The organism is Streptomyces sp. NPDC093094 (assembly GCF_044754345.1).
Taxonomy (GTDB): domain Bacteria; phylum Actinomycetota; class Actinomycetes; order Streptomycetales; family Streptomycetaceae; genus Streptomyces.
Window position 1 is genome coordinate 118,421 of the sequence record NZ_JBIVOX010000016.1, and the last position, 14,953, is coordinate 133,373.

Here is a 14,953-nt window from a genome sequence, read left to right on the forward strand (position 1 = left end):
GACCGGGGGCGCGGCACTCCCGACGCGCCCCCGGCCTCCGGCCCCCGTCGCTCCTGTCCCCCTGGACCCCGGCCCCCCGGACCCGGATCCCGGCCGACCCCCGTGCAGGCGTCGCCCGTTGCGGCCCCCGTACCGCCGTGTGCCCCCCTGTCAGGCGGAGATCAGCAGCCTCTCCCGCCGGGTTCCCGCGAGGGCCTCCGGCGTCAGCACGGGGCGCGGCACGAGGATGCCGCAGTGGACGCAGACCGGGCCGGAGGACGGCTCATGGGCCAGGCCGTACCGCCAGACGAGCCGCTCCCCGTCGCACACCGGGCACGAGACCCCCGGCTCGCGCTCCAGCGCGGCGATGATCCTGCGCAGCACCTCGGCCAGCGGCTCACCGGGGTGGACCCGGGGGTCGTCGCACCAGGCGACCCCGAAGCCGCCCCAGGTCAGCCGGTGCCAGTCGTCCACACTGCCCGGGCGGCGCAGCCCGTCGTGCTTCTCCTTCCTGCGGCGCTCGGCGAACTCGACCTCGTAGGCCAGCCACACCGCCCGCGCCTCCTCCAGCTCCTCCAGCGCGGCCACGAGCCGCGCCGGGTCGGGGGACCGGTCCTCCGGGCCGAAACCGGCCCGGTCGCACAGATGGTCCCAGGTCGCCCTGTGCCCGTAGGGGGCGAACCGCTCCAGGCACTTGCGCAGCGAGTAGCGCCGCAGCGCCAGATCGCACCGCGGATCGCGCACCTGTCTCGCGAGACTCCGGAATCCGGCCATCGCCCTGCACCTCCGTCACATCTGCACCTGTACTTCGGTCACTTCGGCGTCGCCGTACAACCCGTCGTACGGACGTCGTCGAGTAGACGTGTCGACACGCGATTCGGCTCCCTCCCGGTCCCGTTCCGGTGCCGCCTTGACGCGATCCCGACCCCGGTCCGGTCCTTCCCCCGTGTCCGACGGCGGTCCGTCCGACCCGGAAACTGACGCATGTTCACCTTCGAACCCGGGGATACCGCCGGTAACGTCCGGCCCCGTCCCGTCGGTAGGAGCAGCCATGCCACGGCTCACCCCACGCAACCTGCTCGACAGAACGAGAACTCCCCGCGTGTTCCCCGGGTTCCTGAAGACAGCATCCGTATGCACCCTCATTGCCGGTCTTTTGTCTCCGCTTTCCCCGGCCCTCGCCGCCCCCGCCGCCCCGGCGGCCGTGTCCGCGGCCGCCGCCGACCACTGCGGCGGCCGATGCTCGGACGTCCTGCCGCCCGGCCAGAACGGCAACGCCACGCTCGCCCAGATCCTGCTCAACCAGGCTTTCGGCACCAAGCCCGCGCACGCGGCGGACCAGCTCGGCCCCTATGCCCGGCTCGCCACCGGCTACCCCGCCCTCACCGAGGCCACCCTCAACACCTTCTTCAACGACGCCTCCTTCGGCGTGCCCGCCGACCAGGTCGCCTCCACCGTCCGCCCCGCCGGACGCACGGACGTCACGATCGTCCGCGACAAGAAGACCGGTGTGCCGCACATCACCGGCACCACCCGCTACGGCACCGAGTTCGGCGCCGGGTACGCGGCCGCCGAGGACCGGCTGTGGCTGATGGACGTCTTCCGGCACGTCGGACGCGGCCAGTTGACCTCCTTCGCCGGCGGCGCCCCGGCCAACCAGGGTCTGGAGCAGGAGTTCTGGCGCAATGCGCCCTACACCGAGGCCGAGCTCCAGGCCCAGATCGACAGCGTGGTCGCCCGCAACGGGGAACGCGGCAGCCAGGCCCTCGCCGATGTGAACGCCTACCTCGACGGCGTCAACGCCTACATCGACGCCTCCGACAGCGGCCGGTACTTCCCCGGGGAGTACGTCCTGACCGGCCACAAGGACTCGATCACCAACGCCGGCACCATCGCGCACTTCACCTCGACCGACCTGGTCGCCCTGGCCTCCGTCATCGGCGCCCTCTTCGGCTCCGGGGGCGGCGGCGAGGTGAACAACGCCCTGTCCCTGCTGGCCGCGCAGGCCCGCTACGGCGTGGCCGAGGGCACCGAGGTGTGGGAGTCCTTCCGGATGCGCAACGACCCCGAGGCCGTGCTCACCGTCCACGAGGGCAGCTTCCCCTACGCCGGCCGGCCCGGGACCCCGCAGGGCCGCGCGCTGCCCGACGCGGGCTCCGTGGTCCGGGAGCCGCTGGTGCACGACCGCACCGGCAGCGCGGCCACGCCCGCCGCGACCGGCTCCTCCGCGTCCGCGGCGAAGGCCGCCGTCAGCTCGGCCCGGCGCGGCATGTCCAACGCCCTCGTCGTCAGCGGCGAGCACACCGCGAGCGGCCACCCCATAGCGGTGTTCGGCCCCCAGACCGGCTACTTCGCGCCCCAGCTGCTGATGCTCCAGGAGATCCAGGGACCGGGCCTGAGCGCCCGCGGCGCCTCCTTCGCGGGCCTGAGCATGTACGTCGAACTGGGCCGCGGCCAGGACTACGCGTGGAGCGCCACCACCTCCGGCCAGGACATCATCGACACCTACGCCGTCGAGCTGTGCCAGGACGACCACCACTACCTCCTGCGCGGCGTGTGCACGCCCATGGAGAAGGTCGAGCGCAAGAACTCCTGGAAGCCCACCACCGCCGACGGCACCGCCGCCGGTTCCTACACCATGCGGGTCTGGCGCACCGCGTACGGCCCCGTCGAGTACCGCGCGACCGTGGGCGGCAAGAAGGTCGCCTACACCACCCTGCGCACCTCCTTCCTGCACGAGGCCGACTCCATCATCGGCTTCCAGATGCTGAACGACCCGGGCCATGTGAAGGATCCCGCCTCGTTCCAGAGCGCGGTGCGGCGGATCAACTACACCTTCAACTGGTTCTACGCCGACGCCGGGCGCACCGCGTACCACAACAGCGGCGACAACCCGGTGCGCGCCCAGGACGTGGACGCCGAGTTCCCGGTGTGGGCGCGTGCGGCGTACGAGTGGCGCGGCTGGGACCCCGCGCCGAACACCGCCGAGTACACCCCGCCGTCGGCCCACCCGAACTCCACGGACCAGGACTACTACATCTCCTGGAACAACAAGCAGGCGAACGACTACGCGGCCGCCCCCTGGGGCGAGGGGTCGGTCCACCGGGGCGACCTCCTCGACGACCGGGTGCGCCGGCTGGTGGACGCGGGCGGGGTGACCCGGGCCTCGCTGGTCAGGGCGATGGCGGAGGCGGGGCTCACCGACCTGCGCGCGGAGGACGTCCTGCCGGACCTGCTCAAGGTGATCGCCACGGCGCCGGTGACGGATCCGGCGACCGCCACGGCGGTGTCCAGGCTCCAGGCGTGGCTGGCGGCCAGCGGGCGGCGCGCGGAGACCTCGGCGGGTTCGCGCACCTACGCGCACGCCGACGCGATCCGCGTCCTGGACGCCTGGTGGCCGCTGCTGGTCAGGGCCGAGTTCGAACCCGGCCTCGGCAGCGGCCTGTACAGCGCCTTCACCGCGAACCTGCCGGTCGACGAGGCACCTTCGGCCGCGCACGGACCGACCGGGGCCCACGCGGGCAGCTCCTTCCAGTACGGCTGGTGGAGCTATGTCGACAAGGACATCCGGTCGGTGCTCGGTGAGCCGGTGCGCGGACCGCTGGCCCGTCCGTACTGCGGCGGCGGCAGCCCGAGCGCCTGCCGCGACATGCTGCTGACCACCCTCAAGGACGCGGCGGGCAGGACGGCGGCCCAGGTGTATCCCGGTGACGACCAGTGCGCGGCGGGCGACCAGTGGTGCGCCGACGCGATCGTCCACCGCACGCTCGGCGGCATCAGGCACGACAGGATCGGCTGGCAGAACCGGCCGACGTACCAGCAGGTCGTGGAGTTCACCTCGCACCGCTGAGGCGTCCTCGCCGGACCGGCCCGTGAGCCGTGTCCGGAGCGGCGGGCCGTACCCGGGAGGTGACGGCCCGCCGCCGCGGGGGACGGCGCGCGGGTCACCGGATGCGGCCGGCCGCCACCACGACCTGGGCGAGTTCCCGGTGCACGATGTCGCTGTGCGCCCCGGCCGGCGGTCCGCCGCGCCGCACCACGGAGGCCACGTCGACGTTCACGCAGCCGGAGGCCGGGATCCGGCCCGCCACCGCGTCGTCGAGCGTGCACACGCGCGTGCCGGGCACGGCCTGGATCCCGTCGTGGCCGAGGGCGCCCCACCGGGGGCCGAGCGAGCGGCCGAGGTCGAACCCGGTGACCTCGCGGTCGTGGCCCGCCATCCGCGAGGCCAGCGGGTAGATCGTGCCGAGCGCCGAGTCGTGCCGGGAGTGGCAGCACACCAGCGGGCCGTCCACCCGCTTGTCCTGGCCGTGCAGCACACCGCCAGCACGGGGGTCGTGGGGCAGCCGCGCCGCGAAGGCGTAGTGCGAGAAGGCGCCCTGGAGCAGCGTCACCGACTTGACCGAGTGCACCCCCTTCGGCAGTCCGCGCAGGGCGAACGACACCAGCCGGGCGCCGAAACTGTGCCCCACGAGATGCACCCGCACCCCGGGCGCCACCGCCGCGAGCTGTCCGATCAGCCGGCCGAGTCCGCGCTCGCCGACCGTGCCGGCCCGGCGTTTCATGGCGTAGTACGTCGCCTGCCGCAGGAGTTCGTGCGCCCCGTCCCAGGGGTTCGGGACCGAGAAGGAGGCGGCCCCCGGCGGGGTGCCGCACAGGGCGAGGGCCCGTGCGAAGTCCTCGCAGACCTCCGCCACGGGCGCCGAGAACATGCCGGGCTCGCTCTGCGGCACCCCCTCCGCCTCGGTGTCGGCGGCGAACGGGCCCTGCGGCCCCGGCGGCACGACCTCGACCAGCAGCCGCACCAGCCGGCCGAACTCCTCCAGTTCCGCCTCCTCGCGCGACTGCCGGTCGAGCAGCCGGGCCAGTTGCTCCACGACGGTGGCCCGCCCCGGGAACGTCTCCAGCAGGGCGTGCCGGGTGTCCTTGCCGAGCGCGGGACGAGCGGGCCCGTCGGCGGCGAGCGCACGCGGGAAGTCCGGGATCGGCTCGTCCGAGAACCGCATCGACGGCCACACCACGCCCGCGTACCCGAGCACCGCGTCCGGGGCGAGGCCGGGGAACGGCTCCAGGAAACGGCTGTAGAGCCGGGTCGCCGCCGAACGGTCGCTGTTCCAGCCGTGCGCGAAGACCACCAGATCCCGCACCCCGCGCCGCACCGCCTCGGCGAGGAACCGTTCCCGGCGCCGTGGATCGGCGTCGCCGTCCGCGTCGAAGGTGAGCTCCCAGTAGGGAGCGACGCTCACTGCCGTCTCTGCCATGACAAGCCCCCTCGTCCCCCGGACGCCGCGCGGTGTGGCGCATCGTCCTGCCAACGGGGGCACTTGGCCATACGTCACGGCTCACCGGACGGCCACCGGCTCACCGGACGGCCACCGGCCCACCGGACGGTCGTCGTCGGACGGCCACCGGCCCCGCGCGCGCGCCGCTCGGCGTGCCGGGGCCGGAGTCCCCGCCCGCTCAGCGGTACAGCAGGTACTCCCGCCGCACCCGCCGGAAGGCCGCCAGTTCCTCCTGCCAGCCCGCCACCACCTCGCCGGTGTCCGCCCCCGAGTCGATCGCGGTACGCACCCAGGTGGAGCCGGTCAGCTTGTCGATCCAGTTGTCCGGGCGCCAGGCGAACCCGCTCCAGGCCCGCCGGGCGGTCACCAGCAGCGCGATCCCGGTGCGCACGGGCTCGTAGGCGGCCCGGTCGTGGACGTGGATCTGCACCCCGCCCACGGTCCTGCCCTGGAACTTGGAGAACGTGGGCGCGAAGTACGCCTCCCTGAACCGCACGCCGGGCAGCCCCAGTTCGTTCGCCGCGGCCGCCCAGCGCCCGTCCAGGCCCTCCGCGCCCAGCAGCTCGAACGGCCGGGTCGTCCCGCGCCCCTCGGAGAGGTTGGTGCCCTCGAACAGGCAGGTCCCCGAGTACACCAGCGCGGTCTCCGGCGTCGGCATGTTGGGGCTCGGCGGTACCCAGGGCAGCCCGGAGCCGTCGTGGAACTCCGACCGCCGCCAGCCCGTCATCTCCACCGTCTCCAGCGGTACGGGGGCGGCCAGGAACTCGCCGTTGAACAGCAGGGCCAGCTCGGCGACGGTCATCCCGTGGGCCTGGGAGACGGGCTCGCGCCCGACGAAGGTCGCGAACTCCTTGTGCAGCACCGGCCCTTCGGCGGACCGCCCGCTCACCGGGTTGGGCCGGTCCAGCACGACGAACCGTTTCCCCGCGAGCCGGGCCGCGTCCATGCAGTCGTACAGGGTCCAGATGTACGTGTAGAAACGCGCGCCCACGTCCTGGATGTCGAAGACGACCGTGTCCACACCGGACGCGGTGAAGACGTCGGCCAGCGGCTGCCCGCTCTTGAGATAGGTGTCGTAGACCGGCAGCCCGGTCGCCGGGTCGTCGTGGCGGCCCTCGGAGCCGCCCGCCTGCGCGGTGCCGCGGAACCCGTGCTCGGGGCCGAAGACCGCGGTCAGGTCCACCCGGTCGTCGGCGTGCATGACGTCGACGATGTGGCGCGCGTCCCGGGTGACGCCGGTGGGGTTGGTGACCATGCCGACCTTCTGCCCGTCCAGCAGGGCGTAGCCGTCGGCGGCCAGTCGCTCGAACCCGGTCCGCAGCCGGTGCCTGCCGCCGGAGGGCGCCGCGGCCGCGGGTGCGGTCGTCGCCGCGACCGCGGCCGTCGTGGCGAGCAGGCTTCGTCTGGACAGCTTCATGCGGTGACCTCCGTGATCGCGGCGGGTGTCATGCCCACGCACGCTAGCGCGCACCCGGGCCGCGTGGAACGAGGCCGACCGCGGCCGTCCCCCGAAAGCCTTCCGCACGACATACCGACCGGTTAGTCTGTCGCTGCGCGGAGTGCGCGATCAGAGTCCGCAGTCAGATCAGAGTCCGCAGTCAGAGCCGTGTGCCGCAGCCGGGCGTCGCAGTCGTCGTCGACGCCGTGTGCCGAAGGAGACCGATGGTGGAAGCCGTGCAGGATGCCCGAGTGGTCGTCACCGGGGCGGGAGGCGGCATCGGGGCCGCCCTGGCCCGCCGCTTCGCCGCCGGGGGCGCCCGTGTCGTGGTCAACGACCTGGACCCCGCCCGGGCCGAGGCCGTCGCCGCGGAGATCGGCGGTGTCGCGGTGCCGGGCGACGCCTCCCTGATCGTCGAGGAGGCCCGCGACGCGCTCGGCGGCGCCGTCGACGTCTACTGCGCCAACGCCGGCGTCGGCTCGGGCGGCTCGGAGGCGGCCGCCGAGGACGTCTGGGCGCTCGCCTGGGACGTCAACGTCATGGCCCACGTCCGCGCGGCGCGCGCCCTGCTCCCGGACTGGCTGGAGCGCGGTCACGGCCGTTTCGTCTCCACCGTCTCGGCCGCCGGTCTGCTCACCATGATCGGAGCCGCCCCCTACAGCGTCACCAAGCACGGCGCCTACGCCTTCGCCGAGTGGCTGTCGCTCACCTATCGCCACCGAGGTCTGAAGGTCCACGCCATCTGTCCGCAGGGCGTGCGCACCGACATGCTGTCCGCCACCGGCACCGCCGGTGACCTGGTGCTCGCGCCCACCGCGATCGAACCGGACGACGTGGCCGACGCCCTGTTCAAGGGCATGGAGGACGACCGCTTCCTCATCCTGCCGCACCCGGAGGTGGCCGGCTTCTACCAGGCCAGGGCCGCCGAGCCCGACCGCTGGCTGGGCGGGATGAACCGGGTCCAGCGCACATGGGAGTCCGGGGCCTGAACGGTCCGTGGGAAGATCTCCCGGCAGGAGACGCTTCCCGCGGCACGGACCCGCGGGAGACACGAACAGAAGGGCGGGTGGCGGCAGTGGCCAGGACGACGGACGGGGACGGTACGCCTGTGCCGCAGCGGCTCCTGGCCGCCGCCACCCGCCTCTTCGCCGAGCAGGGGTACGACCGCACCTCCGTGCAGGAGATCGTGGAGGCGGCCGGCGTCACCAAGGGCGCGCTGTACCACTACTTCGGCTCCAAGGACGACCTTCTGCACGAGGTGTACGCGCGCGTGCTGCGCGTCCAGCAGGAGCGCCTCGACGCCTACGCGAACGCCGACGAGCCGATCGAGAAGCGTCTGCGGGGCGCGGCGGCCGACGTCGTCGTCACGACCATCGAGAACCTCGACGACGCGTCGATCTTCTTCCGGTCGATGCACCACCTCAGCCCGGAGAAGAACAAGCAGGTGCGTGCCGAGCGCCGGCGCTACCACGAGCGCTTCCGGGCCCTGATCGAGGAGGGACAGGAGGCGGGCGTCTTCTCCAGGGCGACCCCGGCCGATCTGGTGGTCGACTACCACTTCGGCTCCGTCCACCATCTGTCGACGTGGTACCGCCCGGACGGCCCGATGAGCCCCCAGGAGCTCGCCGACCACCTGGCCGACCTGCTGCTGCGCGCCCTGCGCCCGTAGCGGGGGACGGGCCTGGTCCCGAGGACACGCGCAAGGGGCGGCCACCCGTGGGTGGCCGCCCCTTGCGCACGACGTCACAGGTACTTCTTCAGCTCCCGCCGCGCCAGCGACCGCTGGTGCACCTCGTCCGGCCCGTCGGCGATCATCAGCGTGCGCGCGCCCGCGTACAGCTCGGCCAGCGGGAAGTCCTGGCTCACCCCGCCCGCGCCGTGCAGCTGGATCGCCCGGTCGATGATGTCCACCACCGCGCGCGGCGTGGCGATCTTGATGGACTGGATCTCCGTGTGCGCGCCCCTGTTGCCCACGGTGTCCATCAGCCAGGCCGTCTTCAGCACCAGCAGCCGCAGCTGCTCGACGGTCACCCGCGCGTCGGCGATCCAGTTGTGCACCACCCCCTGCTGGGCCAGCGCCTTGCCGAACGCCGTACGCGACACGGCCCGCCGGCACATCAGCTCGATCGCCCGCTCCGCCATGCCGATCAGCCGCATGCAGTGGTGGATGCGGCCCGGGCCGAGACGGGCCTGGGCGATGGCGAAGCCGCCGCCCTCCTCGCCGATCAGGTTCGACACCGGCACCCGTGCGTGGTCGAAGACCACCTCGGCGTGGCCGCCGTGGTAGTGGTCCTCGTAGCCGAACACCCGCATGGCCCGCTTCACCGTCACACCGGGCGTGTCCCGCGGGACCAGCACCATGGACTGCTGGCGCCGGATGTCCGGCCCGTCCGGGTCCGTCTTGCCCATCACGATGAAGATCGAGCAGTTCGGGTCCATCGCCCCGGAGATGTACCACTTGCGGCCGGTGACGACGTACTCGTCGCCGTCCCGCTCGATGTGCGTGGTGATGTTGGTGGCGTCCGAGGAGGCCACCTCCGGCTCGGTCATCGCGAACGCCGAGCGGATCTCACCGGCCAGCAGCGGCTCCAGCCACTGCTTCTTCTGCTCCTCGCTGCCGAACTGGTGCAGCACCTCCATGTTGCCCGTGTCGGGCGCGGAACAGTTCAGCGCGGTCGGCGCGAGCTGCGGGGACCGGCCGGTGATCTCGGCCAGCGGCGCGTACTGGAGGTTGGTCAGGCCCGCCCCGTACCCGGCGTCCGGCAGGAAGAGGTTCCACAGCCCCTGCCGACGGGCCTCGGCCTTCAGCTCCTCCACCACCGCCGGGGTGTCCCACGGCGAGGCCAGCGCGGCACGCTGCTCCTCGGCCACCGGCTCGGCCGGGTACACGTGCTCGTCCATGAAGGCCAGCAGCCTGGCGCGCAGCTCCTCGGTGCGCGCGTCGAACGCGAAGTCCATGTCCCGTCAGCCTTCCTGGAGAGTGGTCAGACCGTGCTCGATGAAGACCGGCACCAGATCGCCGATGCGGTCGAAGCCGCGGCCGACCGTCTGGCCCAGCGTGTAGCGGTAGTGGATGCCCTCCAGGATCACGGCGAGCTTGAACCAGGCGAACGCCGTGTACCAGGAGACCGCGGAGACGTCACGGCCCGAGCGGGCGGCGTAACGCTCGATCAGCTCGGCGGGGGAGGGGTGCCCGGCGGCGGCCGCGGTGGTGCTCACGGGCGAGTCGGGCAGCTCCAGCGGCTCGCTGTACATCACCAGCAGACCGAGGTCGGTCAGCGGATCGCCGAGCGTCGACATCTCCCAGTCGAGGATCGCCCTGATCCGGTCGTCGGGGCCGATCAGGACGTTGTCGAGCCGGTAGTCGCCGTGCACCACCGTGGGGGCGGGGGAGCCGGGCAGCTCCCGGCCGAGCGACGCGTGCAGCTCGTCGATCCCGGCGAGGTCGCGGTTGCGGGAGGCGTCCAGCTGCTTGCCCCAGCGGCGCAGCTGCCGGTCCAGGAAGCCCTCGGGCCGCCCGAAGTCCCCCAGGCCCACCGCGCCCGGGTCGACGGCGTGCAGCTCGACGAGGGTGTCCACCAGCGACAGCACGGCGTCCCGGGTGCGCTGCGGACCCAGCGGGGCGAGCTGTTCGGCGGTGCGGTAGGGCGTGCCGGCCACGAACTTCATGACGTAGAACGGCGCCCCCAGCACCTCCTCGTCCTCGCACAGCAGCACCGGGGCGGGCACCGGCACGTCCGTCGGGTGCAGGGCGCTGATCACCCGGTGCTCGCGCTTCATGTCGTGAGCGGTCGCCAGGACGTGGCCGAGCGGCGGCCGGCGGACGACCCACTTCGACGTGCCGTCCGAGACCTCGTACGTCAGGTTCGACCGTCCGCCCTCGATCAGCCTGCCGGTCAGGGGCCCCTGCGCGAGTCCGGGGCGCTCGCGGTCGAACAGGCCGCGCAGCCGGTCGAGGTCGAGTCCGGGAGGGTGGTCGGATGCCATCGTCGCTCCTGCATGCCGGTGAACGGGTCGCGACTTATGATGCCGACCGGTCGGTATGCCGTCCAGTGCGGGGAGCGAACGTGATCAGGGCCACGATAGGCCGGGGGCGGCCGCATCAGTGGGCGCCCCACCCTGCGGGCGAGCCGCGGGCCGCCCCTTTCCGGCCTGCGGGGCGACGGACCGCCGGGCGGTCGGGGGGCCGAGGGGGTGACGGGGGTGACGGGTGGGAGGTCGAGGAGCCTGCGGCCGCAGTGAGCCGACGGGCCCACGAGCCGGCCGACAGGCGGCCGGCCGGGTGGGCCGAGGAGGCGACGGGCGGTCGGGGGCCGGACGGGCGGCCGAGGGTCCCACGGACCGGTGAGCCGGTGCGGCGACGGGCAGGCGGACCCGCAGGCCGATCGGCCGATCGGCCTGCGGGCCTGCGGGCCGGTGGGCGGGGCGCACCGGTGGGCCGGTGGGGCGACACGTGGGAGGCCGGGAGGCCGAGGGCCCGGTGGACCGGGGGTGCCGGCCGTCAGGCGCCCTGGAACACCAGGGTCGTCGCGCACAGCGCCAGCGCCACCGTGCACAGCGTCGCGACGACGGCCCGCCGGGCGCTCAGGGCACGGGGCCGGCCGGACTCCGACAGGGCACGGATGCGGAGATGGGCGACCAGCAGGAAGCCGAGCCACAGCAGACAGCACAGGGCGCAGGCGAGGGCCGAGGCGGCCGAGACGCTGCCGCGCAGGGTCATGCGTACGGCGAGCACGGCGGTCACCGTGGACGCCAGGGTCGTACGCCGCCACGCGAGGCGCGTCCGCTCGGGCTGGAGCCCCGGGTCGCGGTCCTGGGGCGCCGCGCTCATCCGTCCCATCCGACGAGCACGACGACCACCATGGCGACCGCGACGACCGCGACGACCAGGCTCAGCAGCGCCGGGAAGCGTGAGACCGGCAGGTCCTCGCCCCGCCGCATGGCCCGCTCGCAGCGCACCCAGTGGTTCATCGCCCGCAGCGAGCACAGCACGCCCGCCGCGAGCAGCGCCAGCGCCAGACCGACCCGCCACCCCCACCGCAGGTCCGGCAGGAACTGGTCCACCGCGAATCCGCCGCCGATCAGCGCGAGCGCGGTACGCAGCCAGGCGAGGAACGTGCGCTCGTTGGCCAGGGAGAAGCGGTAGTCGGGAGTGTCGCCCTCCGTGCGGACCCGCTCGGGCGCGAACCACAGCCGGACGTTCCGCACGAGGTCGATCATGTGAACGAGCCTATCCGCAGGCCGGGCCGCAGGCTCCGCCGGTGGCGGTCTCCGCCGCCCCGGGCGCGGCCGCCCTCACCGCGGGCACCGCCCGCTCAGCGCGCCTCGTGGTGGGCCGCCAGCCGCCGGTGCGCGTCCAGCCCGTCCGGCACCCACTCCCACTCGGGCAGCCGCGCCCGCAGCTCCTCCTCCGTGACGAACGCGTGCCAGGCGACCTCCTCGGCCTGCGGCCGCACCGGCAGTTCGCAGCGCACCTCGTACACGGCCGACCACCAGCCGCCCCCGGCTCCGTCGTCGTAGAGGAACTTGAACAGGAACTCGGGCCGCGGCAGCCCGCTCACCCCCAGTTCCTCCTCCGCCTCGCGCAGCGCGGCGTCGTCGTAGGTCTCGCCCGCCCCGACGACGCCGCCGACGAACATGTCGTACAGCGACGGGAACACCAGCTTGTCCGCCGTCCGCCGGTGGACGAAGATCCGGCCCTGCGCGTCGCGGGCCTGGACGAACACGCACCGGTGGCGCAGCCCCTCGGCGTAGACCTCACCGCGCGGCCTGCGTCCGACGACCCGGTCGTGTTCGTCGACGATGTCGAGTATCTCGTCAGCGGAGCTCATGGGCCCATCCAAGCAGCAGGGCCCCGTCCCCGGGTCAGGACGTCTGCAGCGCCACCCGCGCAGGTGCCACGGCTCCCCGCGGCATCGCCGGGTGCATCCCCAGCAGGACGATGCCGGTGACGACGGCCGCGAGGCCGGCCGCCTCCCAGGCGAGGGCGCCGGCGTCGGCGCGCAGCCGGTCGCCGAGGAAGCCGACGCCGCAGAGGATGCCGGCCAGCGGCTGGGCCGCGGTGAGGGCGGGCAGGGAGGCCCGCAGCGAGGCCGCCTCGAAGGCGGACTGCACCAGCAGCAGCCCCGAGACGCCCAGCAGCAGCACGGCGTAGGGCTGCCAGCCGGTCAGCAGCTCGGCGAAGCCGCCCGCCGAGAAGCGCTCCCCGCTGACCCGGGTGAGCGCGTCCTGGACGCCGTAGAGCAGTCCGGCGGCCAGCGCGAGCAGGGTCGGGCCGGAGCCGAGCCGGGTGCGCCGGGCCCAGCCCGTGAGCAGCAGGGCCAGGCCCACCATCGCGCCGATGATCAGCCAGGGGCGCGTCGGGTCGGAGACGGCCTCGCCGCCGCGCGGCTGGCCCGCCACGATGAACGCGGTCACCCCGCCCGCGAGCAGCAGAAGGCCCGACCAGCCCTGGCGGCCCAGCGGCTGCTTGGTCTGCTTGCGGGAGAGGGCGAGGGCGAAGAGGAGGTTGGTGGCGAGCAGCGGTTCCACGAAGGAGATCTCGCCCTGGCCGAGAGCGGCCGCCCCGAGCGCCATGCCGACGACCATCAGCGCGATGCCGCCCAGCCAGCGCGGCACCTTCACCAGGTCGAGCAGCAGCCGCGGGGACAGGAAGTCCGCGCGCGGCGCACGGTGGGCGACGTTCTGCTGGAGGACGAACCCGAACCCCAGGCAGCAGGCGGCACCGACGGCGAGAAGCAGAATCAGAACCGACACGCAGAAGTACCTCGGGATTCGTCCGGCCGGGCCGCGGGGACGGGCGGGGCCGGTCGGTAGGGTCCCCGGAAGCCGGTGTGCTCCCGGGAGCGCCCGGACGCGCTCCCGGCGGATGCCGGGGCGGGCGCCGATCGGGTCGCCCTCGCGGAGAGGTCCGTGGACCCCCGGCGCCGGCGCGACCGTCCTGCCCATGGTCCGACGCCGGACGGACCGGCGCTATGGCGTACGTCACACTATCCCGAAATCGGGCCAAAAACGGAACGGATCCCTCCAGGCAACCTCATGTGTCACAACTGTCCCCCTGGTCACATGAGTTGACGCGTGTCACGCGGGCGGCTCCACTTGACGTCGGCCGCCCGCTCCCGGTTGGCTGTGTGTGATCAACCGATGACCATGCCGGATCCCTGCCCTGTTCCGACCTTCCGCACCACCCCCCACCCTCCCCACGCAGCCGTCTGAGGAAGTCCCCTCGGTGTCACCACCCCCGCCACCCCTGGGCCGCGCCCGCAAGCGCTCTCCCCAGACGTTCGACGCGGCCCTCGACGACACCGACCTCGTGACCGCCCGCGCCGCGCTGGCCCAGGGCCGCTGGCAGGCCGTCCGCTCCCTGCTCGCCCACACGGGCGACGACTGGGACCGCCGCGGTCACCGCGTCACCGTCCTCGCGACGGAGAAGTACAGCGCCGCCTGGGCCCGTGAGTGGCGGCTCGCCGAACCCGAGTCCACCGACGCCTCCGTGCTGCTCGCCCTGTCGCTCGTGCATCGCGCCCTGGACGGCAAGGAGAAGCCGGACAGCGCCCGCGAGGCGTGCCGGGCCGCCGCCGGCCTGGTGCCGGCCGACCCCACCCCCTGGCTCGGGCTGCTGATGCTGGAGCGCGACCACGGCGGCGACCAGGACACCGCACGCGCCTTCGACGAGGTCCGCCACCGGCACGCCGACCATCACCACGCCCACCATCTGATGGTCGCCCGTCTCGCCGAGGTCCGCGCCGAGGACGGGCCCGACCCGCTGCACGAGGTCTACGACTTCGCCAACTGGTCCGCCGAGCAGGCGCCCGCCGACTCCCCCCTCGCGATCCTGCCCGTCGTCGCGCACGCCGAGCGCTACCGCGTGCTCGCCGCCGCGGGGCACGAGAGCACGGACCCGGCCGCCTCCGGCCACTGGGCCGGCCGCCGCGCCCGCCAGGTGATGAAGGCCGCCTTCGACTGGTGGCTGGAGTGGGAGCACGAGGACCATCCGCGCCGGCTGGTGGACCTCAACTTCCTCGCCCACGCCAAGTCCTGCGAGGGCCGGGGGGCCGAGGCCGCCGCCCTGTTCCACCGCATCGGGGAGCACCTCACCCCCCAGCCGTGGTCCTACCCCGACCGCGACCCGCACGCCGCCTTCCAGGCCGCGCGCGCCGCCGCGCTCGGCATGGGCTGAACCACCCGCACCACCCGCTCCACCCGCTCCACCCGCTCCACCCGCTCCATCCGCACCACCCGAGCACCCTTTCCC

The 14,953-nt window shown here is 73.6% G+C and carries 13 protein-coding genes; 4 read left to right on the forward strand and 9 right to left on the reverse strand.

Annotated features, from left to right (window positions below):
* Nucleotides 1-150: 150 nt before the first annotated feature.
* Nucleotides 151-753: a hypothetical protein gene (locus tag ACIQGV_RS29790; protein ID WP_402499719.1), complete on the reverse strand. Its 603-nt coding sequence runs from the start codon at nt 751-753 to the stop codon at nt 151-153.
* Between the two features lie 277 nt (nt 754-1,030).
* On the opposite strand from ACIQGV_RS29790, the gene ACIQGV_RS29795 reads away from it, so the two are divergent.
* Nucleotides 1,031-3,829, forward strand: coding sequence for a penicillin acylase family protein (locus tag ACIQGV_RS29795; RefSeq protein WP_402499722.1), 2,799 nt, complete (start codon nt 1,031-1,033; stop codon nt 3,827-3,829).
* A 94-nt stretch (nt 3,830-3,923) separates the two neighbouring features.
* Here the strand turns inward: ACIQGV_RS29795 and ACIQGV_RS29800 are convergent, their stop codons facing one another.
* Together ACIQGV_RS29800 and ACIQGV_RS29805 are read right to left on the reverse strand one after the other, a co-directional pair.
* Entirely contained in the window at nt 3,924-5,240 is a 1,317-nt protein-coding gene (locus tag ACIQGV_RS29800; protein ID WP_402499725.1) for a serine-threonine protein kinase, read from the reverse strand.
* A gap of 199 nt (nt 5,241-5,439) precedes the next feature.
* The gene (locus tag ACIQGV_RS29805; protein WP_402499728.1) at nt 5,440-6,678 is read right to left on the reverse strand and encodes an exo-beta-N-acetylmuramidase NamZ domain-containing protein; all 1,239 of its coding nucleotides are present in this window, start codon (nt 6,676-6,678) and stop codon (nt 5,440-5,442) included.
* A gap of 245 nt (nt 6,679-6,923) precedes the next feature.
* On the opposite strand from ACIQGV_RS29805, the gene ACIQGV_RS29810 reads away from it, so the two are divergent.
* Nucleotides 6,924-7,688: an SDR family oxidoreductase gene (locus tag ACIQGV_RS29810; protein WP_402499731.1), complete on the forward strand. Its 765-nt coding sequence runs from the start codon at nt 6,924-6,926 to the stop codon at nt 7,686-7,688.
* Between the two features lie 86 nt (nt 7,689-7,774).
* Nucleotides 7,775-8,368, forward strand: coding sequence for a TetR/AcrR family transcriptional regulator (locus ACIQGV_RS29815; RefSeq protein ID WP_402499734.1), 594 nt, complete (start codon nt 7,775-7,777; stop codon nt 8,366-8,368).
* A 74-nt stretch (nt 8,369-8,442) separates the two neighbouring features.
* On the opposite strand, the gene ACIQGV_RS29820 is transcribed toward ACIQGV_RS29815, so the two are convergent.
* From ACIQGV_RS29820 to ACIQGV_RS29845, 6 genes are all read right to left on the reverse strand, one after another.
* Nucleotides 8,443-9,657 carry an acyl-CoA dehydrogenase gene (locus ACIQGV_RS29820; protein WP_402499737.1) on the reverse strand — a complete coding sequence of 405 codons (1,215 nt, stop codon included), beginning with the start codon at nt 9,655-9,657 and terminating at the stop codon, nt 8,443-8,445.
* A 6-nt stretch (nt 9,658-9,663) separates the two neighbouring features.
* Nucleotides 9,664-10,686 carry a phosphotransferase family protein gene (locus tag ACIQGV_RS29825; protein ID WP_402499740.1) on the reverse strand — a complete coding sequence of 341 codons (1,023 nt, stop codon included), beginning with the start codon at nt 10,684-10,686 and terminating at the stop codon, nt 9,664-9,666.
* A 514-nt stretch (nt 10,687-11,200) separates the two neighbouring features.
* Nucleotides 11,201-11,530 (reverse strand): DUF202 domain-containing protein, encoded by a 330-nt coding sequence (locus ACIQGV_RS29830; protein WP_402499743.1) that lies wholly within the window; start codon nt 11,528-11,530, stop codon nt 11,201-11,203.
* Nucleotides 11,527-11,919 (reverse strand): YidH family protein, encoded by a 393-nt coding sequence (locus ACIQGV_RS29835; RefSeq protein WP_402499746.1) that lies wholly within the window; start codon nt 11,917-11,919, stop codon nt 11,527-11,529. The genes ACIQGV_RS29830 and ACIQGV_RS29835 overlap by 4 nt, the downstream gene beginning before the upstream one ends.
* Nucleotides 11,920-12,014: 95 nt before the next feature.
* Nucleotides 12,015-12,530, reverse strand: coding sequence for an NUDIX hydrolase (locus ACIQGV_RS29840; RefSeq protein ID WP_402499749.1), 516 nt, complete (start codon nt 12,528-12,530; stop codon nt 12,015-12,017).
* Between the two features lie 34 nt (nt 12,531-12,564).
* On the reverse strand, nt 12,565-13,455 hold the full coding sequence (locus ACIQGV_RS29845) for a DMT family transporter (RefSeq protein WP_402499750.1): 891 nt from the start codon (nt 13,453-13,455) through the stop codon (nt 12,565-12,567).
* Between the two features lie 472 nt (nt 13,456-13,927).
* Between ACIQGV_RS29845 and ACIQGV_RS29850 the strand changes: the two genes are divergently transcribed.
* Nucleotides 13,928-14,878: a hypothetical protein gene (locus ACIQGV_RS29850; RefSeq protein WP_402499753.1), complete on the forward strand. Its 951-nt coding sequence runs from the start codon at nt 13,928-13,930 to the stop codon at nt 14,876-14,878.
* The last annotated feature ends 75 nt before the right edge of the window (nt 14,879-14,953 follow it).

Coding starts and splice junctions, on each gene's coding strand:
- ACIQGV_RS29790 (WP_402499719.1), bottom strand. CDS start 753: ATGGCCGGATTCCGGAGTCTCGCGAGACAGGTGCGCGATCCGCGGTGC.
- ACIQGV_RS29795 (WP_402499722.1), top strand. CDS start 1,031: ATGCCACGGCTCACCCCACGCAACCTGCTCGACAGAACGAGAACTCCC.
- ACIQGV_RS29800 (WP_402499725.1), bottom strand. CDS start 5,240: ATGGCAGAGACGGCAGTGAGCGTCGCTCCCTACTGGGAGCTCACCTTC.
- ACIQGV_RS29805 (WP_402499728.1), bottom strand. CDS start 6,678: ATGAAGCTGTCCAGACGAAGCCTGCTCGCCACGACGGCCGCGGTCGCG.
- ACIQGV_RS29810 (WP_402499731.1), top strand. CDS start 6,924: ATGGTGGAAGCCGTGCAGGATGCCCGAGTGGTCGTCACCGGGGCGGGA.
- ACIQGV_RS29820 (WP_402499737.1), bottom strand. CDS start 9,657: ATGGACTTCGCGTTCGACGCGCGCACCGAGGAGCTGCGCGCCAGGCTG.
- ACIQGV_RS29825 (WP_402499740.1), bottom strand. CDS start 10,686: ATGGCATCCGACCACCCTCCCGGACTCGACCTCGACCGGCTGCGCGGC.
- ACIQGV_RS29830 (WP_402499743.1), bottom strand. CDS start 11,530: ATGAGCGCGGCGCCCCAGGACCGCGACCCGGGGCTCCAGCCCGAGCGG.
- ACIQGV_RS29835 (WP_402499746.1), bottom strand. CDS start 11,919: ATGATCGACCTCGTGCGGAACGTCCGGCTGTGGTTCGCGCCCGAGCGG.
- ACIQGV_RS29840 (WP_402499749.1), bottom strand. CDS start 12,530: ATGAGCTCCGCTGACGAGATACTCGACATCGTCGACGAACACGACCGG.